The sequence below is a fragment of the Streptomyces sp. NPDC048521 genome, assembly GCF_043199855.1.
GTDB lineage: Bacteria > Actinomycetota > Actinomycetes > Streptomycetales > Streptomycetaceae > Streptomyces.
On sequence record NZ_JBICWR010000006.1, the window covers coordinates 378,703 to 402,676 of the forward strand.

The window sequence follows — 23,974 nt, forward strand, 5'->3', positions numbered from 1 at the left end:
CAACGCATCGTTTCAGGGGGGGACGAGGGAGCCTGACATGGCGGATCCTGGGATGAGCGTGACTCCCTACTGGGAGCTGACCTTCGACGCGGACGGGGACGTGGACCGTCCCGAACGCGACCGGCTGGTGGCGCAGGTCACGGACCGCGGCGTCCGTGACCTGATCGTCTTCGCGCACGGCTGGAACAACGACCGCTCGGGCGCGACCGCGCTGTACCGCCGTTTCTTCGCACCGATCCCGAAGCTCGCCCCCGGAGCCCGTCTCGGGTACGTGGGCGTCATCTGGCCGTCGATGCGGTTCAGCGACGAGCCGATCCCGGACCTCCCCAGGTCCGTGGCGGCCGTGGAGGCGGAAGCGGCCCCGCGCCCGGCGCTGGACAAGGACACCCGGCGAGCGCTGCTGGAGGCCTTTCCGGGCCGGACGACCGTGCTGGACCGACTGGCCCGGCTGCTGGACGAACGGCCGGGCGGCCCCGAGGGGTTGACGGAGTTCGGGCGGCTGGTGCGGCTGCTGGTGGACGGGCAGCGCGGGCTCGGTGCGGCCGACACGGAGGAGGAGGGCGAACCGGCCGTCTTCACGCGGGACCCGGCGACCGTCTGCGAGGAGTTCGCCGAGGCGCTGGACGCGCTCGACTCCCCCGGAGCGACAGCGCGGTTCGGCGTCCCGAACCCGTGGGACGGCGCCAAGGAGCTGCTGCGGCAGGCGACGTACTACACGATGAAACGGCGGGCCGGCACGGTCGGTGAGCACGGACTCGGGCCCCTGGTCGGGCGGCTGGCCGACGCGGCGCCCGGGGTGCGGGTGCATCTGGTCGGGCACAGCTTCGGCGGGCGGCTGGTGGCGTTCGCGCTGCGCGGGCTGCCGGGCGGAGTACGCGCGGTGAAGTCGGTGACGCTGCTCCAGGGCGCCTTCTCGCACTACGCGTTCGCGGCCCGGCTGCCGCACGAGCCGGACCGGGCGGGTGCGCTCAAGGACCGGCAGCGGCGGATCGACGGCCCGTTGGTGTGCTGCCACTCGCGCTTCGACTCGGCGCTCGGCACGTTCTACCCCCTGGCCTCCCGGCTTTCCGGGGACGACCGGTCCTGCGCGGGCGGCGAGATCGCGGCCGTACTGGGTCCTCAGTGGGGTGCCCTGGGCCACGACGGGGTGCAGGCGGTACCCGGCACCGCCCGGCTGGACCTCGCGGCGGCCCTGGGCGGACCGCTGCCGGCGTCGGGGTGCGTGAACGTGGACGCGGCGGCCGTCGTCAGGCGCGGGGGCCCGCCGACCGGGGCACACAGCGACATCGTGCACCCCGAACTGGCGCGGGTGGTACTTGCAGCGGGCCGCATCACGTGAGCGGTCACCGATGAGCGTCGGCGTCGGCCCACCGGCGTCGGCCGACGACCGTGTGCCAACGCCGGTTTGCCCGTGTTCGTTCAGCGATGCGAGGTGAACTCCACGACCTGCTGGAAGGTCGGGCGGTTCTGCCAGCTGATCCTGCCGTGCTTGATGCCGCCCAGGGTGCGCTGGACGATCGAGTCGGCGCACCACTGGTCGCCCGCCGAGCACTGGTCGTCGCCCGGGTACACCTGGGCGGCGGTCAGTCCGGCCGCCTGTTTCAGCGTGCTGATCAGGGTGTCCCGGCAGGCGCTGAGGCTGCCGCCGCCGCAGTACTTCCGCGCCGGCCCGCCCCGCACGTTCTCCCCGAGCACCGCCCGGATGTCCTTGTCGACATAGCTCCACCAGCCGTACTGGAAGGAGCTTCCGGCGTGCGAGCCGGTCGGGCCGTGCCCGGCGGAGGGGGCTTCGTCGATCGGCAGGTTGGCGGTGAAGGCGCTGTACAGATCGCTGCCGAGGCCGGGCTCGAACTCCGCCTTGACCAGCAGCGGCCACCAGGCGTCCAGCAGGCGGATCGCGTCGGCGTTCGCGTACGTCTTCGAACCGGCCGATGTCTCCGTGCGCTTGGCACCCGCGGTCACCCACGCCTGGAGCTTGCCCACCGCCGCGGCGGCCGTGGAGTCGGTCACCGGCGAGGAGTTGACCACCTTGAGCAGCCTGGGCAGCACGTCCTCGGCGCGCAGGTCGGCCAGGCCCGCGTCCGCCATGGCCGCGACCAGTTTCGTACGGGTCACCCCACCGGCCGCGACCAGCTTCTTCACCCGGTCGTCCAGCAGGTTGCCGCGGTGCACGGAGCCGTCGCCCCAGGAGGCGGTCGTGTAGTCCTTGGCCTGCTTGTTGTTCCAGGAGATGTAGTAGTCCTGGTCGACGGAGTTGGGGTGGGCGGAGGCCGGGGTGTAGTCGGCCGTGTTGGTCGCCGGGTCCCAGTTCCGCCACTCGTACGCCGGCTGCGCCCACACCGGGAACTCGGCGTCGACACCGCTCGCCCGGACCGGGTTGTCGCCGCTGTTGTAGTACGCGGTGTGCTGGGAGTCGGCGTAGAACCAGTTGAAGGTGAAGTTGATGTGCTGCGCCGCGCTCCGGAAGTCCTCGGGGCCCTTGACGAAGTCCGGGTCGTTCAGCATCTGGAAGCCGATGATCGAGTCGGCCTCGTGCAGGTACGAGGAGCGCAGTGTGGTGTAGGCGACCTTCTTGCCGCCGACGGTGGCGCGGTACTCCACCGGCCCGTACTTCGTGCGCCAGGCGCGCATGGTGTACGACCCCGCCGCCGTGCCGTCGGCCACGGTCGGCTTCCAGGCGTTCTTCTGCTCGACCTTCTCCATGGCGGTGCAGGTGCCGTGGTACAGGTAGTGGTAGTCGTCCTGGCACAGCTCGACGGCGTAGCTGTCGATGATGTCCTGGCCGGAGGTGGTCGCGCTCCAGGAGTAGTCCTGGCCCCGGCCGAGTTCGACGTACATGCTCAGGCCGGCGAACGAGGCGCCGCGGGCGCTGATGCCCGGGCCCTGGATCTCCTGCAGCATGAGCAGCTGCGGGGCGAAGTAGCCGGTCTGCGGCCCGAAGACGGCGATGGGGTGGCCGCTCGCGGTGTGCTTGCCGCTGACCACGAGGGCGTTGGACATGCCGCGTCTGGCCGAGCTGAGGGTCGTCCTCGCGGCCGCGGCCGAGGTGTTCCCGGCGGTCGCGGTGCCCGCGCTGCCCGTGCGGTCGTGGACGAGTGGTTCCTGGGTGACCGAGCCGGCGTCGGGGAGGGCCTCGCCCTTGGCGTCGGCGGGCTTGGCACCGTACGGGAAGCTCTCGCCGTTGTGGACGGTGAGGACGGCCTCGGGGTCGTTGCGCTCGCGGAAGGACTCCCAGACCTCGGTGCCCTCCTCGACGCCGTACTTGGCCTGGGCGGCCATCAGGGACAGGGCGTTGCCGACCTCGCCGCCACCGCCGGAGCCGAACAGCGAGCCGATCACGGAGGCCAGCGCCACGAGGTCGGTGACCTTGAAGTGCTCTATGGTGCCGGCGTTGGTGATGGAGTCCTTGTGGCCGGTCAGGACGTACTCGCCGGGGAAGTAGCGGCCGCTGTCGGAGGCGTCGATGTAGGCGTTGATGCCGTCCAGGTAGGCCTTGACGTCGGCGAGGGCCTGCTGGCCGCGGGCGCCGTTCTTGGCCACGGCGTTGTCGATCTGTGCCTGGAGGTCGGCCTCGGTGTACGGGGCGTTGCGGTAGAACTGCTGCTCCAGGCCCTGGTTGGCGGGCGCGCCGCCCGCGAAGGAGGTCAGCCGGCCGCGGCCCACGTGCCGGAAGACGTCCATCAGCCACAGCCGGTCCTGGGCCGCCGCGTACCCCGCGCCGAACTCGGTGCCGTACCGGGTGGTGCCCGTGATGTGCGGCACACCGGTCTTCTTGTCCCGGACGATCGTGACGTCTCCGCGGCCGGCCGGCTTCTCGGTGGAGGCGACCTGGTCGGACGGGACGCCGAAGGAGGCGTCGTCGAAGAAGGTGTTGATCGTCGCGTCGGTGAGGCGCGGGTAGCCGGTGGCGAGGTCGGCGTACGGCCCGAGCTGGTCCTCGGCGTGCGCGGGCTGGGTGCCGAAGGCCTGGTTGAGCAGGATCTGGGCGAGTGTGGCGTTGCCGTTCTCGCCGGGCGGCAGGATGTCCGAACACTGGCCGCCGCAGTGGTCGTTGGCGGCGGTCGTCTCCGCCGCCGTCGCGCCGGTCTGGGTGAGGGGGGACAGAAGGGCGGCTGTCAGGACGCATACGGACGCCGTCTTCAGGAACCCGAAGAGACGGCGGGACGTTCTCACTCTGTCAAGGGCGTTACGTGGGGTTCGCCGTGGCATGGCAGCTCCTAGTGACAGGGGTGGGCGAACGTTACCGCCGGTATCCCCGGCTTTGAAGATGAACATGCGTCACTTTTTCAAGTCCGCGAGCAGAGGCCCGAGAAGAGATGGAGCCGATTCGCCTGTCGATACGTCTACTCGACGACGTCCGTGCGACGACGCCGAAGTGACCGAAGTACAGGTGCAGGTGTGACGGAGGTGCAGGGCGATGGCAGGTTTCCGGAGTCTGGCGAGACAGGTACGCGATCCGGGCTGTGATCTGGCACTACGGCGGTACTCGCTGCGCAAGTGCCTCGAGAAGTTCGCCCCTTACGGGCATCGGGCGACCTGGGACCATCTGTGCTCCCGGGCGGGGTTCGGCCCCGAGGACCGCTCCCCTGAACCGGCGCGGCTCGTGGCCGCACTGGAGGAACTGGAGGAGGCCCGTTCGGTCTGGCTCGCGTACGAGTCGGAGTTCACCGAGCGACGCAAGAAGGAGAAGCACGACGGGCTGCGCCGGCCGGGCACGGTGGACGACTGGCACCGGCTGACGTGGGGCGGTTTCGGGGTCGCCTGGTGCGACGACCCGCGGGTCCACCCGGACGAGCCGCTGGCCGAGGTGCTGCGCCGGCTGATCGCCGCGCTGGAGCGGGCGCCGGGCTCCTCCTGCCCCGTGTGCGACGGAGAGCACCTGGTCTGGCGGTACGGCCTGGACCACGAGCCGTCGTCCGGCCCGGTCTGCACGGACTGCGGGATCCTGGTGCCGCGGCCCGTGCTCACCCACCGGGCGCTGGAGTACGCCCGTCGGGAGCGGCTGTTGATGTCGGCCTGAGCAAAGGGGGGTTCACCGGCGGGGTGCGCAGGGGATGCCGCACCCCCAGCTGCGGCCCGGTTGCGGACTCGGAGCCGTTGTCGGTGGCGGCTGGCACCATCGAGCCATGGTGCAGGTGTGTCTCAACGGGCGCCGCTCGGCAGCCGACGGCGCGGGAGTACCGATGTCCCCCGAGGATCTGGCACGCTCCGCGGCCGAAGCCGTCGCGGCCGGGGCCACGTCCGTCCATGTCCACCCGAAGACTCCGTGCGGCCACGACAGCCTCTCCCCGCGCGTGCTCGCGCCGGCGCTGGAGGCGATACGCGCGCGGGTGCCGGTCCCCGTCGGGGTGACCACCGGCGCCTGGGCCGAGCCCGATCCGGCGGTCCGGCTCGCCCGGGTGCGCGAGTGGTCGGTGCTGCCCGACTTCGCCTCGGTCAACTGGCACGAGCCGGGCGCCGAGGAGGTCGCCGCGCAGCTCTTCGACATGGGTGTGGGGATCGAGGCGGGCATCTGGTCGGGCACCGACGGCGTGGCCCGGTTCGCGGTCTCACCGCTCGGGCCGAGGGTGCTGCGGGTGCTGGCCGAGGTGACCGACCCGGACCCGGCGACCGCCGAGGCATCGGCGCGGGCCCTGCTGGCCGAACTGGGCACGGCGTTCGGCCGTCCGGTCCTGCTGCACGGCGAGGAGGGCGGCACCTGGCCGGTGCTGCGGCTGGCCGTCCGGCTGGGCCTGGCCACCCGCATCGGCCTGGAGGACACGCTGCTCCTGCCGGACGGCCGGCCGGCCGCGTCGAACGCTCAGTTGGTGGCGGCGGCGGTGTCCCAGTAGGGGTGCTCCCAGCGCTCGTCGTGAGGCAGGGCGAGGAGTTCGGACCGGATGGCGAGGTCGCGCTCACCCAGGGCGTGCAGACGGACGGCACCGGGTCCGGACAGCCACCCGCGCAGCTGCGCGACGCCCGCGGCCTCGCTGTCGTCGTACCACCAGGAGAAGGGGGAGTGGTCGGAGAGCAGGTCGTGGAGCCAGACGTCGGCGCAGTGCACCAGGTGGGCGTCGGCGGCCGGACCGCGGACCCAGGCGTCCAGGAAGGGCGCCACGGTCCTGGCGATGGTGGCGCAGGTGTCGAAGACCTCGTCCACCCGGTACGGCGGGTCGGGTGTCGCGAGGACGTCCTGCCACCAGGCGCTCAGGAAGGCGTCTATGGCGGCGGCCTGCTCGGCGGGCCAGGAGCGCCACTCGAGCCGGGACAGTCCGTGGGCCCCGTAGCCGATCGCCCCCAGGGTGCCGTCCGCCATCGCCCGTGCGGCCGGCGGCAGCAGGCGGCGCATCGCGGTCGCGTGGTCGTCGAAGTGGTCGGGCACCTCGAAGAGGTAGTACTGCACGACGGTGGTGGGCACGGGCACGGAGGGGGTGCGCAGATAGGCGGTCTCCTCGGGCACGTGGCAGTAGCCGCAGCCGGTCTCCTGCGGGTTCGCGAAGCCGTCGAAGACCGTGTCGATGTCCGCCAGGGCGGCGTCGAGGGCGGGTGAGGGCATGGGAGTGATCCCGTCGTGACTCCGTGCGCGACGTCGCCGCCGGCCGAAGATCGCGACGTTAGCAGACCCGAATCCGGTCGCTCCACCGCTTTCCCGTACGGACAGTTGGAGGCGATGAGACACGCCTGACGGGCACCGATCCGCCCGCGTACCTGAGGAGTCACCGATGTCGACGCTGCGCGTCACCGCCGAAGTGCTGACCGTCCATGAGCATCCGAACGCCGACGCGCTCGAGTTGGCCCAGGTGGGCCTGTACCGGGCCGTCGTGGCCAAGGGCGCGTACCGCACCGGAGAGGCCGCCGTCTACATCCCCGAGCAGGCCGTGCTCCCGGCCGGGCTGATCGAGGAGCTGGGGCTGACGGGGCGGCTGGCGGGCGGTGACGCCAACCGGGTCAAGGCGGTCCGGCTGCGCGGTGAGCTGTCGCAGGGCATCGTGTGCCGGCCGAAGGCGCTGGCTGACGTCGACCTGGCGCGGGCGGCGGCCGAGGGGACCGACTTCGCTCAGCTGCTGGGCATCACCAAGTGGGTGCCGCCCGTCCCGCCGACGATGGACGGGGACGTGGAGTCGGCGCCGGAGCTGCTGCCCTGGGTCGACATCGAGAACGTCCAGCGGTACCCGGACGTCTTCGCGCCGGGTGAGCCGGTCGTCCTGACGGAGAAGCTGCACGGTTCGGCGTGCCTGCTGACGTACGTGGCGGACGAGGGGCGGGTGTACGTGTCCTCCAAGGGTTTCGGGGCCAGGTCCCTGGCGCTGCAGGAGGATCCGCGGAACCTGTACTGGCGGGCGGTGCGCGGGCACGGGGTCGCCGAGGTGGCGGCGAGGCTCTGCGAGCGGCTGGGCGCGCGACGGCTCGGGATCTTCGGGGAGGTGTACGGAGCCGGGGTGCAGGACCTGACGTACGGGGCCGACGGGCGGCGCGACACGCTCGGGTACGCGGCGTTCGACGTCTCGGCGGAGGTGGACGGTGCCGTGCGCTGGCTGGACGCGGGGGCGCTGCTGGAAGGGGAACTGCCGGTGGTGCCCCGGCTGTACGAGGGGCCGTACGACATCGCGCGGGTGCTGGAGTTGGCGAGCGGGCCGGAGACGGTGTCCGGGCGGGGGCTGCATCTGCGGGAGGGTGTGGTGATACGGCCCGCGGTGGAGCGGTACAGCCCGGTGACCGGGGGGCGTGCCATCGCGAAGGCGGTCAGCCCGGCGTACCTGACGCGCAAGGGCGGCACCGAGTACGAGTGAGGCGCCGCCGGCCGCGGAGGGGCGGGGTGGGGCGCCTGCCGGCTGCCCGCGTCGGCGGGCCCCTGGGGAGGCTCGGCGACCGCAACTCCCCGGGGGCCTGGGGGAACTGCGGCCCAGCCCCCACGGACCCTCACTCGTGGCCGGCCCTCAGCGGTCCTCGGGAAAGAGCCTCGACCCCGTCAGCCGTTCGCCGAATATGTCGTCCGGGTTGGACAGGACGCAGTTCTCCAGGGACAGGCACCCGCAGCCGATGCAGTCGGTGAGGTGATCGCGCAACCGGTTCAGCTGCTTGATGCGCTCGTCCAGTTCCGAGCGCCACCTCTCCGACAGCCGCGCCCAGTCCTCCCGGGTCGGCGTCCGTTCCTCGGGAAGCTCGGCCAGGGCGTCACGGATGGTGGCCAGAGGAATGCCGACCCGCTGGGCCGCACGGACGAAGGCCACCCGGCGCAACGTGTCACGGCTGTAGCGCCGCTGGTTGCCGGACGTGCGGCGGCTGCTGATCAGGCCCTTGGACTCGTAGAAGTGCAGGGCGGAGACGGCGGCGCCGCTGCGCGCGGACAACTGGCCGACGGTCAGCTCGTGGATCTTCGTGGGAATCTGGGGCACTCCTCAGAGATTACCTACCCGCCGGCTCCTGCCATCCGTTGACATCGGCTCCCGGCCCTACCATGCTAAGCAGTCGCTTAGAGACGCGAGCGAGAGGCCGGGAACATGGCAGAACCGAGGATCTTCACCTCCCCCGACGAGCTGAAGGCCGCCGTGGGCGAGCAGCTGGGGTACACCGACTGGCTGGAGGTCGACCAGAAGCGGATCGATCTCTTCGCCGAGGCCACCGGGGACCACCAGTGGATCCACGTGGACCCCGAGAAGGCCGCCGCGGGACCGTTCAAGACCACCATCGCGCACGGTTACCTGACGCTGTCGCTGCTCCCGCTCTTCGGGCCGCAGCTCCTCCAGGTCGAGGGCGTGAAGATGGGCGTCAACTACGGCACCAACAAGGTCCGCTTCCCCGCCCCCGTGCCCGTCGGCTCCCGGTTGCGTGCCACCGCGACGATCGCCGGTGTCGAGGACGTCACCGGTGGTGTCCAGGTGACGGTCGCCTTCACCGTGGAGCGCGAGGGCGGCGACAGGCCGGTGTGCGTCGCGGAGTCGGTGGCCCGGTACTACCTCTGATTCCCGGTACCACCCCGGAACGCCGGGGCGTCCTGTTTGGCGCCCACCATCCGCAGCACGAGGTCGGCGTAGAGCGCGCCGACCTCCTCGGGGGTGCGCGGGCCGTTCACGTTGAACCAGCGGGCCACGTCGATGCACAGCGACAGCACGGCGAGCGTGGTGCCGTGGACGTCCAGCACGTCGAACTCACCCGCGGCCACGCCGTCCTCGATGATCCCGCGCACCTCGGCGTCCACCTGGTGGCGCAGCGCGACGATCTCGGCGCGCGCGTCGGGGCCGAGGGCGTCGAGTTCGTACTGCACGACCCGGGCGGTGGTGCGCCGCCCGGCGTGCCAGCGGACGAAGGAGCCGACGGCGTCGGCCAGCCGCTCCGTGGCGCTGCCCTCGCGGCCGGCCGCCGTGCGCAGGATGTCCAGGGCCTTGTCGTGGCCGATCCGGCTGATCCGGTGGAGCAGCTCTTCCTTGGTCTTGTAGTGGATGTAGAGCGCGGCCGGGCTCATGCCGGCTCGACCGGCGATGTCCCGGGTCGTCGTCGCGTGGTAGCCGCGCTCGGCGAAGGCTTCCACGGCGGCCACCAGGAGCCGCCGGGCCGCGTCAGGGGTGACCTCTTCCCACGGCTCCACTTCGCCGCCGGTCGTCTCCTTCGCCGTACTCATCGCTCGTTGGCCCCTCTCGCCGACAGGACCCCCACCATACCGCCGACGGTGAGCGGGCGCTTAGCGCGGCCGCTCACGGACGTGCGTCATGGGGCTCAGAGCTTCTCGAACGGGTGGTAGGCGTGTCGGGTCGCCTCCTGCCGGTCCCTGATCACCTTCGCCAGGGTGAAGGCCGAGGTGACCAGATACAGGACGGCGATGGCCAGGAAGGCACGGACCCAGGCGTCGGCGTGGAGCTTGAAGATGCCGATGGCCGTCGCGGCCATGGCGACGGAGAAAGAGGCGACGGCCTGGCCGTAGAAGGCCGCCGTGTTCTGAGGCTTGTCCGATGTCTCGCTCATGCCGTCCAGGATCGGCGGACGTGGCCCGTGCCACATCCGCCGAGATACTCAGGAGAGTACTCAGAACGCCGAAACCCCGGTCAGGGCACGCCCGATGAGCAGCTTCTGGATCTGGCTGGTGCCCTCGTAGAGGGTCATCACGCGGGCGTCGCGCAGCAGCTTGCCGACCGGGTACTCGTCGATGTAGCCGTAGCCGCCGAAGACCTGGAGGGCGTTGTTGGCGGCGCGGACGGCGGCCTCGGAGGCGAACAGCTTGGCCTTGGAGGACTCGACGGCGAACGGCCGGCCGCGGTCGATGAGGTCGGCCACCCGCCAGGTCAGCAGCCGGGCCGCGTCGACGTCGACCGCGATGTCGCTGATCATTTCCTGCACCAGCTGGTGACGGGCGATCGGCTTGCCGAACTGCTCGCGCTCACCCGCGTACCCGACCGCGGCGTCCAGCGCGGCCTGGGCGATGCCGACGCATCCCGCGGCCACCGACATCCGCCCCTTGGCGAGCGCGGACATCGCGACGGAGAAGCCCTTGCCCTCCTCGCCCAGCATGGCGGAGGCGGGTATCCGGACGCCCTCCAGGACCAGTTCGGCGGTGGCCTGCCCGCGCAGACCGAGCTTGCCGTGAACGGTGCGGCGGGTCAGGCCGGGGGTGTCGGCGGGCACGAGGAAGGCGGAGACGCCCTTGTGGCCGGGGGCGTCGGTGGAGCGGGCGAAGAGCAGGACGACGTCCGCCCACGTCCCGTTCGTGATGAACATCTTCGTGCCGTCGATGACGTAGTCGTCGCCGTCTCGGACGGCCCGGGTGGTGAGGTTGCCCGCGTCGGAGCCGGTGCCCGGCTCGGTGAGGCCGAAGCAGCCGACGTACTCGCCGGCGGTCAGCCCCGGCAGCCAGCGCCGCTTCTGCTCCTCGCTCCCCCAGGCAGCGATCGATTTGGCGACGAGCCCCAGGGAGACGGACACGATGCCGCGGACGGACGAGTCGCCACGCCCCAGTTCCTCGGTGACCAGGCAGTAGGCGAGGTGATCGCCGCCGGAGCCGCCGTACTCCTCGTCGACGGTCAGCCCGAGGAAGCCGACCTCGCCGAGCTTCTTCACGATGCCCCGGTCGACCTCCTCGGCGCGGTCCCAGGCGACCACGTGCGGGGCGATCTCGCGCTCCACGAAGTCCCGGGCGAGCTGCCGTACGGCCGCCTGCTCCTCGCTGAGCCCCAGGTTCACCACGAGATCACCCCACACCAGATGGTTCTTGAAAGCCGGACCTTTAAATTAGCACTGCTAGTTTCTGGTCGCAGCCCTACTATGTGCGCCATGGCCCGACCGCGCAAGCCCCTCCTCAGCACCGACCGGATCGTCGAGACGGCCCGGGAACTCGTGGACCGGGAGGGCCTGGCGGCCGTCTCCACCCGCCGGCTCGCCGCCGAGCTGGGGGTGAGCGGGCCCTCGCTGTACAACCACTTCCGCACCAAGGACGAGATCCTCGAGGCGGTCGCGGACTCGGTGAGCGCTCTGGTGGACCTGTCGATGTTCGAGGACGGCCGGAACTGGCGGACCGCGCTGCACGACTGGGCCGTCTCCTACCGGGCCGCGCTGCGCGACCACCCGAACATCGTCCCGGTCCTCGCCCGCGGCCCCGGCCGCCGCCCCGCCGCCCTGCGGCTGGCCGACGCGGTCTACGGCGCGATGGTCGACGCCGGCTGGCCGCCGGCGCAGGCGACCTCCATCGGCGCGCTGATGCGCTACTTCATCATGGGCTCCGCGCTCGGTTCGTTCGCCGGGGGCTTCGTGGACGACGCGAGCGCCTACGACCCCGCCGACTACCCCCACCTCGGCCAGGCCCATCTGCTCGCCGAGCAGCAGGAGAAGATCGACGAGCGGGCCTTCGAGACCGGGCTGTCGGCGCTGCTGGACGGGCTGGCACAGCAGTACGAGCAGGTGCGGCAGACCGCGTGAGGGCGATATGACACTTCGGCCGGCGCCGAAGTGTCGATGGCCCATGCTGGGTGCATGACCACCAAGGACTCCCGGGCCGCCGGCCTCGCCTCCCTCGCCGCGCTGGTCGCCGACGAGACGCGGGCCGCGTGTCTGCTGGCACTGCTCGACGGGCGGGCCTGGACCGCCGGGGAACTGGCCCGCCACGCCGGGGTCGCCGCGTCCACCCTGAGCGAGCACCTCGGCAAACTGGTCGCGGGCGGACTGCTGGCGCAGGAACGGCAGGGAAGACACCGGTACGTCCGGCTGGCCGACGCGCGCGTGGCACAACTCGTCGAGGACCTCGCGGCGCAGGTGCCCGCGGCGGCCGTACAGCGCCCTGTGCGCACCCTGCGGGAGTCGAGCACCGAGTCCGCGATGGCCCGGGGCCGTACCTGCTACGACCATCTCGCCGGGCGGCTGGGCATCGCCGTCACGGACGCGCTGACCGAGCGGGGGCTGCTGCGGCAGGACACCGGGTTCGCGCTGACCGACGCGGGGCTGGAGTGGTTCGGCGCCGCGGGTATTGCCCTCGACCGCGCGGGGCGCCGCCCGCTCGCCCGCCCCTGCCTCGACTGGACCGAGCGGCGCGCTCATCTCGCGGGTGCGGCGGGGGCGGCGCTGTGCCGGCACGCACTGGACGCGCAGTGGTGCGTCCGCATCGGCTCCGAGCGGGCCGTGCAGGTGACTGCGTCGGGGCAGCGGGCGCTGTCCGACCTGCTGGGCATCCCGGCCGGCGCCCTGCGCTGAGCGCGGACCGCAGGCGTGGGCTCGACGGCGGTCCGCCGGGTGCGGGACCGTCGTGGCCGGCCGCGCCCCTGGAACTGCGGTCGCCGCACTCGCGCGGGCCGCAGTACCCCGTCCGATGTCCGCCGGCCCGTACCCGGACCGCCACCTAGCCTCGAGGGACATGATGAACGTCACCCGGAACGCGACTCGGCGGCGGTGCCGGACGGCGGGCACGCTGCGGGTAGGCGCTAGAAGACCACCAGGGCCCGGCCGCCCTTGCCCGCGAGCATGGTGTCGAAGGCGGCCGGGATGCCCTCCAGGGCGATGCGTTCGGTGACCAGCACGGACAGGTCCAGGCGTCCCTCGCGGACGTGCCCGGCGAGCACCGGCAGGTCGCGGGCCGGGTCGCAGTTGCCGTAGACGCAGCCGGACAGGGTGCGGCCCCAGTGGAAGATCTCCAGGGCGTTGAAGGTGACCTGCTGGTCCTTGCCGCCGATGCCGACCACCGTCGTACGGCCGCCCCGGCGGGTGGAGTCCCAGGCCGAACGGATGGTGACGGCACGGCCCACGCACTCGATCGACACGTCGACGCCCTGCTTGCCGGTGAGGGCGCGGATCTCGCGCGGGGTGTTCTCGGAGGCGAGGACGTAGTCGGTGGCGCCGGCCGCGCGGGCCAGTTCCTCCTTCTCGGGGGAGACGTCGACGGCGATGATCCGGGACGCGCCCGCGATCCGGGCCGCCTGGAGGGTGGCGAGGCCGACCCCGCCGGCACCGAACACGGCGACCGTCTCGCCGGCCCGCACCTGGGCGGAGTGGTGGACCGCGCCGTATCCGGTGAGGACCGCGCAGCCGAGGAGGGCCGCATCGGTGAGCGGGATGCCCTCCGGGAGCGGCAGCACGCAGGACGCCGAGACCACCGTCTCCTCGGCGAACGCGGCGACGTTCAGGCCGGGGTGGAGTTCGGTGCCGTCGGTGGTGCGGGCGTGGACGTCGGCGGCGCCGGCCAGGGCGTTGGCGCACAGCCAGACCTCGCCGAGCGTGCAGGCGTGGCAGCTTCCGCAGGACGGCGCCCAGTTGAGGACGACCGGCGCACCGGGTGACACATGGGTGACGCCCTCCCCCACGGCGACGACCGTGCCGGCGCCCTCGTGGCCGAGGACGGCCGGGACGGGGACCCGCATGGTGCCGTTGGACAGGGACAGGTCGGAGTGGCAGACGCCGGCGGCGGCGAGGCGGACGCGGACCTGGCCGGGGCCCGGGTCGGGCAGCTCGATGCCGATGATCTCCAGGGGGGCGCCGATGGCGGGCAGGACGGCGGCTCGTACGGCCATGACTGACGGACTTCCTTAGAACTGGAGGGACTTGGTCTGGAGGTACTCGGCGAGTCCGTGCGTGCCGAGTTCCCGGCCGACGCCGGACTGCTTGTAGCCGCCGAAGGGCGCGAGGGGGTTGAACCGGCCGCCGTTGATGTCGACCTGACCGGTGTCCATGCGGCGGGCGAAGGCGACCGCCTCGTCCTCGGCACCGGCCCAGACCGCACCGGCGAGGCCGTACACCGTGCCGTTGGCGATGCGCAGGGCGTCCTCCTCGTCCTCGTAGCGGAGGAGGGAGAGGACCGGGCCGAAGATCTCCTCCTGGGCGACGGTCATCTCCGGGGTGACGTCGGCGAAGACGGTCGGGCTGACGAAGTAGCCCTTCTCGCGCGGGGATTCGGGGCCACCGGCGACCAGGCGGGCGCCCTCGGCGATGCCCTTCTCGATGTAACCGCGCACGCGTTCCTGCTGCTTGGCGTTGACGACCGGACCGATGCGGTCGCCGTACTTGGCGGCGGCCGCGGCGGCCAGTTCCACCGCCTCGTCGTACTGGTCGCGGTGGACCAGCATGCGGGTCCAGGCGCTGCACGTCTGCCCGGAGTTGGACATCACGTTGGCGACGCCGACGCTCACCGCCCTGGCGAGGTCGGCGCTCGGCAGGATGACGTTGGCGGACTTGCCGCCGAGTTCGAGGGCGACCTTCTTGACGGCCGCGCCGGCCACCGCGCCGATCTGCCGGCCGACCGCAGTAGAGCCGGTGAAGGAGACCAGGTCCACGTCCGGGTGTTCGGCGAGGGCCTGCCCGGCGACCGGGCCGAGGCCGGTGACCAGGTTGAACACGCCCGCCGGTACGCCCGCCGCGTGGACCGCCTCGGCGAACAACTGGGCGGTCAGCGGGGTGTCCTCGGCGGGCTTGAGGACGATCGTGCAGCCCGCGGCGAGCGCCGGGGCGACCTTGGCGACGATCTGGTGGAGTGGGTAGTTCCAGGGGGTGATCGCGCCGACCACGCCGATCGGCTCGTGCAGGACGGTGGAGTTGCCGACCTTCTCCTCGAAGGAGTGGGTGGCGGCCAGTTCGGCGTAGGAGCCCGCGACCGCGATCGGCACGCCGGCGTGCACGGCCTGGGAGAACGCGAGCGGTGAGCCGAGTTCGGCGGTGACCGTCTCGGCGATCTCGTCCTTGCGGGCCGCGAGGACGTCCCGGAGGGCGGTGAGGCGCGCGGCCCGCTCGGCCGGGGCCGTGGCGGCCCAGGCGGGAAGGGCGGCGCGCGCGGCGCGTACGGCGGTGTCGACGTCCAGGGCACCGCCTGCGGGGACGCGGGCGATGACCTGCTCGTCGGCCGGGTTCACGACCTCGATCACGTCCCCGCTGCTGGCGGGGCGCCAGGCGCCGTCGATGTACAGGCCGTCGTGTGCCTTCATGCTGCTGTCCTCCCGGCGGGGCTGCGTCGTCCGGCACACAAACTAGCGGTGATAGTTTTCTGGCGCCAGGTGTACCAGGACATCATCGCCGCCGCGGCGGGCGCTCACTCGTCCAGATCGGGCAGCCGGTCGGGGGACGGGCAGATGCGGTCGCCGTGCTGGTCGAAGACGAAGAGGTGGGCGAGGTCGACGAGGAGCGGGACCTGCATACCGTGGTGCAGCCGGATGTCCGGCGTGGTGCGCACGACCAGGTCGCCCGGCAGCCGCCCCTCCGGCACGGCGGGCTCGGGTTCGGGTTCGGCGTCCGCGGGATGTTCGAGCACCACCACCGGGCCGGCGCGCAGGGAACCCGCCCGCTCCCGCAGCCGGTCCAGCACCGTCGGGCCTTCCCGGCGACGCCGGCGCGCGGCCCGGGCGACCGGGCGCGGGGCCTCCAGTTCGGGTACGACGGCGGGACTGGAACCGGTGTCGAAGTGGACGAGGATCTCGTGCCCCTGGAACTCCACGTGCTCCACCAGCCCGGTGAGCGGCACCTCGCCGGGCCGGGCGGAGCTGTGCCTGGCGATGCGCACCGCCTCCGAGCGCAGCCCGACGATGACCTCGCGCCCCTGCTGCACCCGCAGCAGCCGGTGGTCCAGGCAGAGCGGCTCGGGCAGGCGCAGCGCCTGCTTGCCCAGACTGACGGTCATGGCGCCGTCCAGCGGGGCGCGGACCAGGCCGCGCAGCAGGTTGATGCGCGGGGTGCCGATGAAGGCGGCGACGAAGATGTTGCGGGGCAGCGCGTACACCTGACGCGGGGTGCCGAGCTGCTGGAGGACTCCGCCGCGCAGTACGGCCACCCGGTCGCCGAGGGACATCGCCTCGGCCTGGTCATGGGTGACGTAGACCGTGGTGACCCCCAGCTCGCGGGTCAGCTGGGAGATCTCGGCGCGCAAGCGGTTGCGGAGCTTGGCGTCGAGGTTGGACAGCGGCTCGTCCATCAGGAAGGCGGAGGGGTGGCGGGCGATGGCCCGGCCCATCGCCACCCGCTGCCGTTCGCCGCCGGAGAGCTGGCCGGGGAAGCGGTCGAGCAGGTCCTCGATGCCCAGCATGCGGGCGGTGGCGGTGACCCGCGGGCCCGGGTCGGCGCCGGGCGCCTCGATGCGCAGCGGGAAGCCGATGTTGTCGCGGCTGGTCATGCTCGGGTAGAGGGCGAAGTTCTGGAACACCATGGCGATGTCCCGCTCGGACGGCTGCCAGTCGTTGGCGTACGCGCCGTCGAGGAGCAGCTCGCCCTCGTCGATCTCCTCCAGGCCGGCGATCATCCGCAGCACGGTGGACTTCCCGCAGCCGGAGGGGCCGAGCAGGACCAGGAACTCGCCGGGCGCGATGTCCAGCGAGAGCCGGTCCACCACCCGCTGGCCGCGCGCGTAGGACTTGCTCACGTCGTGCAGGGAGATGGCGCGCGTCATGGCTGCTGCCTCCGGGGGCTGTCCGGAGCGCCGCTGCTCCGTGGTCCGAGGGCCCCGTGCGGCTCGTACGGGGCCCTCGGACCACGGAAGTTAACGGACTGTGCCGGCCGGGGGAAGTCATGGCGCGGCGGTGGACGCTCCGGCGCAGGCAGCGCAGGAAGCGGACGAGGGGGTTCGGGCCGGCGGCGCCGGGGCTCGGCCGACGGGCGCCGGAATCCGGACGGCGAGCGCCGGAGTTCGGACGGCGAGCGCCGGAGTTCGGCCGGCCCAGGGTTCGGCCGGCGGACGACGAGGTTCGGACCGGCGGGAGCCGGGGTTCGGAGCGGCGGAGGACGGGGTTGGACCGGCCGAGGACGGGGTCCGGAGCGGCGGGCGCCGGGATTCCGAGCGGCGGAGGACGGGGTTCAGACCGGCGGACACCGGGGTTCAGATCGGCGGACACCAGGGTTCACACCGGCGGACACCAGGGTTCACACCGGCGAGCGCCGGGATTGGGACCGGCCGAGGACGGGGTTCGGAGCGGCCGAGGACGGGGTGACCGGTGGTGCGGGGGCGGCGCCGGCACCGACCGGTCACTTCGTCGCGGACAGGTGGGCGAAGACCACCACGTTGCTGGTGTAGCCCGTCCGCCGGCTGAAGAGGCCACCGCAGGTGATCACACGCAGTTCCGGGCGCCGGGTCGAGCCGTAGACCTCCTTGTCCGGGAACCCGGTCTTGTCGAAGACCTTCACCCGGTCCACGGTGTAGACGGCGGTACGCCCGTCCTCCCGCCCGACCTCGATGAGCTTGCCGGGCTCGACCTGGGCGAGTCCGGCGAACACGGCACGGCCGGTCGCGGTGTCGCGGTGACCGACGGCGACGGCGGTGCCGGACTCGCCCGGTGTGGGGCCGCCCTCGTACCAGCCGACCAGCTTCGGCTTGTCGACGGGCGGTGTCTCCAACTGCCGGTCGCGGTCGAGCCGGATACCCGTGATCGGGGCGTCGACCCCCAGCGAGGGAATGCGGAAGGACGTGGGCCGGGACCGGGACAGCGGGCGGGGCGGGGGCGTGGACGGAGCCGTGTCGGGGTCCTCGCGGTCCGGACCGCGTCCGTCCGAGTGCGGTCCGGCGGCCGCCGCGGCACCCGGGCCGTCCGACCCGTCGGGCACGGCCGGCGTGCCGTGTCCGCCGCACCGCGACCCCACCGTCACCAGGACGACCGCGAGCAGGGCCGTCCTGGCCAGGCGGTAGGCGCGGGTCCGGTGCCAGGGCCTGCGTCTGCGCCTACGCGGCACCATGGGGCCGCCGGCGGATCAGCCGGAAGTACACGGCACCGCAGACCGCGACCAGACCCACCGCCGCCGCTGCGGTCACCGGCGAGTAGGCGGCCGCGGTGTCGACGAGACCGCCGCCGCCCGCGTGCACGCCGCCCTTCGGGGGTTGCTGGTCGTTCTGGCCCCAGGCCCCGTTCTCCTGCTGATGGTCCTCGATCTGTCCGCCGGGACCCTGTGCCCCGTCGTGCTGGCCGTCGTGGCAGTTGACGCGAAAGACCTTCTCCTTCACGGCCGGAGGTGTCCCCACGGTCCAGCTGATCTTGTACTGTCCGTCCGCCAGCCCCAGCGGGTCGGTGTGCCCCGCACCGCCGGCGAGCTGGATGATGCCCGTCACGGTGGCGGCCGTGGGCAGCGGAGGTTGTGGCGTGATGGTGTACGCGATGCTGCCCAGAGAGTCGAAGTTGACGGCCTCCAGCCAGAACTTGCAGACCACCGGGTCGTCCTTCGCCGATCCGCCGAGCTGCGTCACGTAGGGCACGCGGGCGTTGTGGATCCTGATGTCGCCGTTCTCCCCCACGGCCACCGCGTTCGGCGCCGCTACCCATGACGCGCCCGCCGCGGCGAGGGCGGTGAGGACGACTGTGGCGCCCGCGCGGGAGCCTGCGGCACGTGGGAGTGTCAGGGTGGGCATGCGCGATCCTCCAAGTTCAGACGATTTTCATACAAATCGCTCTTTCGCCTGGACTCTCCGTCATGGGCCGCGCGCCCCGCGGCAGCGACGCCCGGCGCGTCGTCAGATATCGCTCGTGCGGCGCAATCCCGAACGCCCCGGCCGCTGGCGCACCGCCCCTCCTGGGACACTCTCGGGCCGCCCCGGCGAGCGCAGCGCCACCCCCGACGACAGCAGCAGCAAGGCCCCGAGCAGCACGAACGGCGCGGCGACGCCCGCCAGGCCCGCGACCAGACCGGCGGCGGCCGGGGCGACGACCTGGCCGAGCCGGTTGCCGGTCAGGCGCAGCGCGAGCGCGGTCGAGCGGGCGTCCGCCGGGGCGGCCTGGACGACCGTCGTCATCGACAGCGGCTGCCCGACGCCGAGGCAGAAGCCGAGGGCGATGAGCATCAGCCCCAGCACCCACACCGGCGCCGGCAGCGCGATGCAGGCGCACAGCACGGCGGCCAGGAGGCAGGTCACGGTGAGCAGCGCCGGCCGGCCCAGCAGCCGGAGCAGCGGGGTCAGGACGAGCCGGCAGGCGATGGTGGCACCGGCGCGCAGGCTGAGCAGGACGCCGACCACCGAGGGCGCGATGCCCCGGTGCTCGCCGACCACCGGCAGGTAGGCGGTGAGGATGTCGGTGGCGGACAGCACGGACAGGCTGATGAGCATGCCCGCGGGGACGCCCCGGGCGCGCAGGATCACACCGACCGGCACCCGCCCGCCCCGTGACGGGCGGGGGTCGACGGCCGTGCGGTCCTCGATGCGCCACAGCGAGGTGACGGCGGCCGCCGCGCCCGCGCCCGCCACGACGAGGGCGACCGCGCTGCTGCCGGCCATGTCGGGGCCGCCGATCAGGGCGCCCGCGGCCACGGGTCCGACGAGCTGGCCGAGGGAGGCTCCGATGGTGAAGTACCCGAAGTTGCGGTCCTGTTCGTGCGGGGCGGACCGGCGGGCCACCAGGGACTGGGCGCCGATCACGAAGCAGAGGTGGCCGAGTCCCATCACTCCGCTCCACAGGGCCATCGCCCAGAGGGAGTTCACGAGTCCGCTGAGGGCGCAGCCGCCGGAGATGAGGACCACGCCCACGGGGAGCAGCGGTGCGCAGCGTCCGTGGTCGGTGCGGCGGCCGAGCGGTACGGCGGCGAAGAGCGGGAGCAGGGCGTACACGCCCGCGATGACGCCGACCGCCCGCTCGTCGGCGCCCAGCGCGAGCGCCCGGTAGGAGACGGCCGGCCGGGCCATCGACACCGCCCCCTGCGCGAAGCCGAAGGCGATGACGAGGCGGAGCAGCCAGCCGCGGTTCCCACCGGGCGCCATGAGTACGTCCTCCTGGAGTGGTCAGATGATGCCGAACAGGATTCCCGCGCCGAGGACCACAAGCGAGGTGAGCGCGGCCCACTTCACCACGAACCTCGTGTGGTCGCCGAACTCGACCTTGGCCATGCCGACCAGGACGTACACGGCGGGGACGAGCGGGCTGGACATGTGCAGCGGCTGGCCGACGATCGAGGCGCGGGCGATCTCCAGCGAGGAGACCCCGTGCGCCTGGCCCGCCTCGGCGAGCACCGGCAGGATGCCGAAGTAGAAGCCGTCGTTGGACATGAAGTACGTGAGCGGGATGCTCAGCAGGCCGGTGACGAGGGCCATGTGCGGGCCCATGCCGTCGGGGACGTTGTCGACCAGCCAGGTGGCCATGTGGTCGACCATGCCGGTGCCTTGCAGGACGCCGGTGAAGACGGCCGCGGCGAAGACCATGCCGGAGACGTTGAGGACGTTCTCCGCGTGGGCGGCGATGCGGGCCCTCTGGTCGGGCATGTGCGGGAAGTTGACGGTCAGGGCGAGCGCGGCGCCGAGCAGGAACAGCACCGGGATCGGCAGCCATTCCATGATCATGGCGGTGAGCAGCGTGACCGTGAGCAGCGCGTTGAACCAGTACAGCTTCGGGCGCAGGGTGGGGCGGTTCGGGTCGAGACCCTGGAATCCCTCGTCCTCGGGCCGGTCGGGCAGGCCCGCGCCGGCGTGGGAGCCACCGGTGCTGTGCGCGCCGTTGCCGGAGCCGGCGCCCACCAGAACCGTCTCGGTCTCCTCCACCAGCACCTCGTCCAGCGTGAGCACGCCGAGCCGCTTGCGCTCGCGGCGGCCGAGGACGTAGGCGAGCGCGAGGACGAATACCAGGCCCATGGCCAGCGCCGGGATCATCGGCACGAAGATGTCGCTCGCGTCGACCTTGAGCGCGGTGGCGGCACGGGCGGTGGGGCCGCCCCACGGCAGCGTGTTCATCACGCCGTTGGCCATGGCGGCGACGCCGGTCATCACGACCAGGCTCATCTTCAGGCGCTTGTAGAGCGGGTACATCGCCGAGACCGTGATCATGAAGGTGGTCGAGCCGTCGCCGTCGAGGGAGACGATGGCGGCGAGGACCGCGGTGCCGACGACGATGCGGAGCGGGTCGGCCCTGCAGAACCTGAGGATGCCCCGCACGATCGGGTCGAAGAGACCGACGTCGATCATCACACCGAAGTAGACGATCGCGAACATGAGCATCGCCGCGGTGGGGGCGAGGCCGGTGACGCCGTCGATGACGTAGTCACCGAGCTTGGCGCCCTTGCCGACGAACACGCAGAACAGCGCGGGAATCAGCACGAGCGCCGCGATCGGCGACATCTTCTTCAGCATGATCAGGACCAGGAAGGTCGCGATCATGGCGAAGCCGAGGATGGTCAGCATGAGTGGATACCTAACGTTCGCCCTTGAACATCCCACCTGGGTGTCGGCGGTGCGTTGACGTTAGGTCCCGTCGTCCGACGTTAACAAGATGTTGACGTGCGAGCAATAAGCGCAAAACTCCAGGTCACAGGCTTGCGGTGACCTGGACGGGTACGCCGTTGAGGACCGCGTTGCCCGACAGCGGGTCGAGCAGGCTGCCGTCGAGGAGCTGGTTGACGTTGACGCCGGGGGCGGCGGAGGCGTGTCCGAGCCGGGTGCCGGGGCGGTCGTGGCCCCAGCCGTGCGGCAGGCTCACCACCCCCGGCCGGACGCCGTCGGTGACCTCGGCGGGGGCCACGACCTCTCCCCCGGCGCCCTTGACGCGTACGTCCTCCCCGTCGCGCACGCCGAGCCGGTCGGCGTCCTCGGGGTGGATGTGCAGGGTGCAGCGGTTGCTGCCGCCGGTGAGGGCGGGCACGTTGTGCATCCAGCTGTTGTTGGAGCGCAGATGGCGGCGGCCGACGAGGACGAGCCCCTCGGGGCGCTCGTGCAGCGCCTGGCGGAGCCGGGGCAGGTCGCCGGCGATGGGTTCGGGCAGCAGCTCGACCTTGCCGCTGCGGGTCCTGAGCGGCTGCGGCAGGCGCGGGCGCAGCGGGCCGAGGTCGATGCCGTGCGGGTGGGCGAGCAGCCTGGCCAGGCTCAGCCCGTCGGGTCGTACGCCGAAGCCGTCGCCGTACGGACCGAGCCGCAGCATCATGTCGAGCCGCCGCTCGGGGCCGTTGTCGCCGGTGAGCCGGTCGGCGAGTTCGCGCGGGTCACGGCCGTACACCGGGGAGTGCTCCTCCTGCACGGCCTTGCCGAGGGTCTGGTCGATGACCATGGTGTCCACGGCGGACGGGTCGGCGCCGTGCATGCCCGTGGCCGCGAGGATCAGCCGGGCCAGGATCTCGCTCTCGGCCATGCGGCCGGGCTCCAGCGGGACCGCGGGCCGGGTGTAGCGGACCTGGTTGCGCACGGCGAGGGTGTTGAACGCGAAGTCGTGGTGCGGGCTCTGGGAGGGCGGGGGCGGCGGCAGGACGACATGGGCGTGGCGCGAGGTCTCGTTCAGGTACGGGTCGACGCTGACCATGAAGTCCAGGGAGTCCAGGGCCTTGTCGAGGCGGTCGCCGTCGGGCGCGGAGAGCACCGGGTTGGCGGCGACGACGATCAGCGCGCGGACCGGTTCGCCCTCGTCGGTCGCGGTGTCGATCTCCTCGGCGAGCGCCGACAGCGGCAACTCGCCCTTGGCCTCGGGGAGTCGCCGCACCCGGGAGTGCCAGCGGCCGAGGGCGAAGCCGCGGCCGGGGCCCGCCGGGCGGGGTGTCCTGTCGGTGGCGGCCTGCGGGAAGAGGGCGCCGCCGGGCCGGTCGAGGTTGCCGGTGAGGATGTTGAGGACGTCGACCAGCCAGCTCGCCAGGGTGCCGTGCGGGACGGTGCAGCTGCCGATGCGGGCGTAGACGGCGGCGGTGGGCGCGGCGGCGAGTTCGCGGGCCAGGGTGCGGATGACACCGGCGTCGAGGTCGCAGGCCGCGGCCACGGCCTCGGGTGTGAAGTCCGCCAGGGCGTCCCGGAGTTCCTCGAGGCCCTGGACGTGCGGGGCGAGGTGGCCCAGGTCGACCAGGTCCTCCTCGAACAGCACGGTCGCCATCGCGGCGAGCAGCAGGGCGTCGGTGCCGGGGCGGATCGCCAGGTGCCGGTCGGCGAGGTTCGCGGTGCGGGTGCGGCGCGGGTCCACGACGGTGAGCCGGCCGCCGCGGGCCTTGAGCGCCTTGAGCTTGCCGGGGAAGTCGGGGGCGGTGCACAGACTCCCGTTGGACTCCAGGGGGTTGGCGCCGATGAGGAGCAGGTGGTCGGTGTGGTCCAGGTCAGGCACCGGTATCGCGTCGGCGTGGCCGAAGAGCAGCCCGCTGGAGACATGCTTGGGCATCTGGTCGACCGTGGAGGCGGTGAACAGGCTGCGGGTGCGCAGGGCGCCGAGCAGGACCGGCGGGTAGAGGGCGCCGGCCATGGTGTGCACGTTGGGGTTGCCGAGGACCAGGCCGACGGCGTTCGGGCCGTGCCGCTCCACGACCGGGCCCAGGCCCGCGGCGACCGCGTCGAAGGCTTCCTCCCAGGTGGCCTCGCGCAGCGTGCCGTCCTCCCGGACGAGCGGGGTGCGCAGCCGGTCGGGGTCGCCGTCCACGGCGCCGAAGGAGGCGCCCTTGGGGCAGATGAAGCCCTTGCTGAAGACGTCGTCGCGGTCGCCGCGGGCACCGGTGACGCGGGTGCCCTCGATGGTGAGGGTCAGCCCGCAGGTGGCCTCGCACAGGGGGCAGATACGCAGGGCGGTGCGGGACACGGGTCCTCCTGGAGGGTCGGCGGCGCCGGGCGGGCGCGGGCGGGCCGGACGAACTCAGGGGGAGCATACCGACCGGTATGCATGGAGGGGAGTCCCCCGGGGCAGGG

At 72.4% G+C, this 23,974-nt stretch carries 21 protein-coding genes; 7 read left to right on the forward strand and 14 right to left on the reverse strand.

Annotated features, from left to right (window positions below; genetic code table 11):
• Positions 1–37 precede the first annotated feature (37 nt).
• On the forward strand, positions 38–1,339 hold the full coding sequence (locus ACGFRF_RS17605) for a serine-threonine protein kinase (protein ID WP_393740736.1): 1,302 nt from the start codon (positions 38–40) through the stop codon (positions 1,337–1,339).
• A gap of 80 nt (positions 1,340–1,419) precedes the next feature.
• Here ACGFRF_RS17605 and ACGFRF_RS17610 read toward each other — a convergent pair whose 3' ends face one another.
• Entirely contained in the window at positions 1,420–4,209 is a 2,790-nt protein-coding gene (locus tag ACGFRF_RS17610) for a penicillin acylase family protein (RefSeq protein WP_393740737.1), read from the reverse strand.
• 208 nt (positions 4,210–4,417) lie between these two features.
• Here ACGFRF_RS17610 and ACGFRF_RS17615 point away from each other — a divergent pair, with 208 nt between their 5' ends.
• Both ACGFRF_RS17615 and ACGFRF_RS17620 read left to right on the forward strand, forming a co-directional pair.
• Positions 4,418–5,020 carry a hypothetical protein gene (locus ACGFRF_RS17615; protein WP_393740739.1) on the forward strand — a complete coding sequence of 201 codons (603 nt, stop codon included), beginning with the start codon at positions 4,418–4,420 and terminating at the stop codon, positions 5,018–5,020.
• Positions 5,021–5,126: 106 nt separating this feature from the next.
• The gene (locus tag ACGFRF_RS17620; protein WP_393740741.1) at positions 5,127–5,831 is read left to right on the forward strand and encodes a 3-keto-5-aminohexanoate cleavage protein; all 705 of its coding nucleotides are present in this window, start codon (positions 5,127–5,129) and stop codon (positions 5,829–5,831) included.
• Here ACGFRF_RS17620 and ACGFRF_RS17625 read toward each other — a convergent pair.
• Positions 5,801–6,535: a hypothetical protein gene (locus ACGFRF_RS17625; protein ID WP_393740743.1), complete on the reverse strand. Its 735-nt coding sequence runs from the start codon at positions 6,533–6,535 to the stop codon at positions 5,801–5,803. The two genes, ACGFRF_RS17620 and ACGFRF_RS17625, sit on opposite strands and share 31 nt — an antisense overlap.
• A gap of 166 nt (positions 6,536–6,701) precedes the next feature.
• Here ACGFRF_RS17625 and ACGFRF_RS17630 point away from each other — a divergent pair, with 166 nt between their 5' ends.
• On the forward strand, positions 6,702–7,769 hold the full coding sequence (locus ACGFRF_RS17630) for an RNA ligase (ATP) (protein WP_393740745.1): 1,068 nt from the start codon (positions 6,702–6,704) through the stop codon (positions 7,767–7,769).
• 147 nt (positions 7,770–7,916) lie between these two features.
• Here the strand turns inward: ACGFRF_RS17630 and soxR are convergent, their stop codons facing one another.
• Positions 7,917–8,375, reverse strand: a complete 459-nt coding sequence (gene soxR, locus ACGFRF_RS17635; RefSeq protein WP_393740747.1) for a redox-sensitive transcriptional activator SoxR — start codon at positions 8,373–8,375, stop codon at positions 7,917–7,919.
• Positions 8,376–8,480: 105 nt separating this feature from the next.
• Between soxR and ACGFRF_RS17640 the strand changes: the two genes are divergently transcribed.
• Positions 8,481–8,942, forward strand: a complete 462-nt coding sequence (locus ACGFRF_RS17640) for a MaoC family dehydratase (protein ID WP_393740749.1) — start codon at positions 8,481–8,483, stop codon at positions 8,940–8,942.
• On the opposite strand, the gene ACGFRF_RS17645 is transcribed toward ACGFRF_RS17640, so the two are convergent.
• The 3 genes from ACGFRF_RS17645 to ACGFRF_RS17655 all read right to left on the reverse strand — a co-directional run bounded on the left by ACGFRF_RS17645 (position 8,933) and on the right by ACGFRF_RS17655 (position 11,151).
• Positions 8,933–9,598, reverse strand: a complete 666-nt coding sequence (locus ACGFRF_RS17645; RefSeq protein WP_393740751.1) for a TetR/AcrR family transcriptional regulator — start codon at positions 9,596–9,598, stop codon at positions 8,933–8,935. The two genes, ACGFRF_RS17640 and ACGFRF_RS17645, sit on opposite strands and share 10 nt — an antisense overlap.
• 95 nt (positions 9,599–9,693) lie before the next feature.
• Positions 9,694–9,939: a YiaA/YiaB family inner membrane protein gene (locus tag ACGFRF_RS17650; protein WP_393740753.1), complete on the reverse strand. Its 246-nt coding sequence runs from the start codon at positions 9,937–9,939 to the stop codon at positions 9,694–9,696.
• A 60-nt stretch (positions 9,940–9,999) separates the two neighbouring features.
• Positions 10,000–11,151 (reverse strand): acyl-CoA dehydrogenase family protein, encoded by a 1,152-nt coding sequence (locus ACGFRF_RS17655; RefSeq protein ID WP_393740888.1) that lies wholly within the window; start codon positions 11,149–11,151, stop codon positions 10,000–10,002.
• Positions 11,152–11,241: 90 nt separating this feature from the next.
• On the opposite strand from ACGFRF_RS17655, the gene ACGFRF_RS17660 reads away from it, so the two are divergent.
• The gene (locus ACGFRF_RS17660; RefSeq protein WP_393740755.1) at positions 11,242–11,883 is read left to right on the forward strand and encodes a TetR/AcrR family transcriptional regulator; all 642 of its coding nucleotides are present in this window, start codon (positions 11,242–11,244) and stop codon (positions 11,881–11,883) included.
• A 54-nt stretch (positions 11,884–11,937) separates the two neighbouring features.
• Positions 11,938–12,651 carry an ArsR/SmtB family transcription factor gene (locus ACGFRF_RS17665; protein ID WP_393740757.1) on the forward strand — a complete coding sequence of 238 codons (714 nt, stop codon included), beginning with the start codon at positions 11,938–11,940 and terminating at the stop codon, positions 12,649–12,651.
• 227 nt (positions 12,652–12,878) lie between these two features.
• On the opposite strand, the gene ACGFRF_RS17670 is transcribed toward ACGFRF_RS17665, so the two are convergent.
• From ACGFRF_RS17670 to ACGFRF_RS17705, 8 genes are all read right to left on the reverse strand, one after another.
• Complete coding sequence (locus ACGFRF_RS17670) at positions 12,879–13,961, reverse strand: Zn-dependent alcohol dehydrogenase (RefSeq protein ID WP_393740758.1); 1,083 nt, start codon at positions 13,959–13,961, stop codon at positions 12,879–12,881.
• A gap of 15 nt (positions 13,962–13,976) precedes the next feature.
• A complete protein-coding gene (locus ACGFRF_RS17675; protein WP_393740760.1) occupies positions 13,977–15,365 on the reverse strand; it encodes an aldehyde dehydrogenase family protein in 1,389 nt (462 codons plus the stop codon).
• 104 nt (positions 15,366–15,469) lie between these two features.
• The gene (locus ACGFRF_RS17680) at positions 15,470–16,816 is read right to left on the reverse strand and encodes an ABC transporter ATP-binding protein (protein WP_393740762.1); all 1,347 of its coding nucleotides are present in this window, start codon (positions 16,814–16,816) and stop codon (positions 15,470–15,472) included.
• A 572-nt stretch (positions 16,817–17,388) separates the two neighbouring features.
• Entirely contained in the window at positions 17,389–18,093 is a 705-nt protein-coding gene (locus tag ACGFRF_RS17685; protein WP_393740764.1) for a class F sortase, read from the reverse strand.
• The gene (locus ACGFRF_RS17690; protein ID WP_393740766.1) at positions 18,080–18,760 is read right to left on the reverse strand and encodes a hypothetical protein; all 681 of its coding nucleotides are present in this window, start codon (positions 18,758–18,760) and stop codon (positions 18,080–18,082) included. The genes ACGFRF_RS17685 and ACGFRF_RS17690 overlap by 14 nt, the downstream gene beginning before the upstream one ends.
• 102 nt (positions 18,761–18,862) lie before the next feature.
• Positions 18,863–20,101 (reverse strand): MFS transporter, encoded by a 1,239-nt coding sequence (locus ACGFRF_RS17695; RefSeq protein WP_393740768.1) that lies wholly within the window; start codon positions 20,099–20,101, stop codon positions 18,863–18,865.
• A 21-nt stretch (positions 20,102–20,122) separates the two neighbouring features.
• The gene (locus ACGFRF_RS17700; protein ID WP_393740770.1) at positions 20,123–21,511 is read right to left on the reverse strand and encodes a CitMHS family transporter; all 1,389 of its coding nucleotides are present in this window, start codon (positions 21,509–21,511) and stop codon (positions 20,123–20,125) included.
• A gap of 124 nt (positions 21,512–21,635) precedes the next feature.
• On the reverse strand, positions 21,636–23,867 hold the full coding sequence (locus ACGFRF_RS17705; protein WP_393740772.1) for a molybdopterin oxidoreductase family protein: 2,232 nt from the start codon (positions 23,865–23,867) through the stop codon (positions 21,636–21,638).
• Positions 23,868–23,974: the final 107 nt, after the last annotated feature.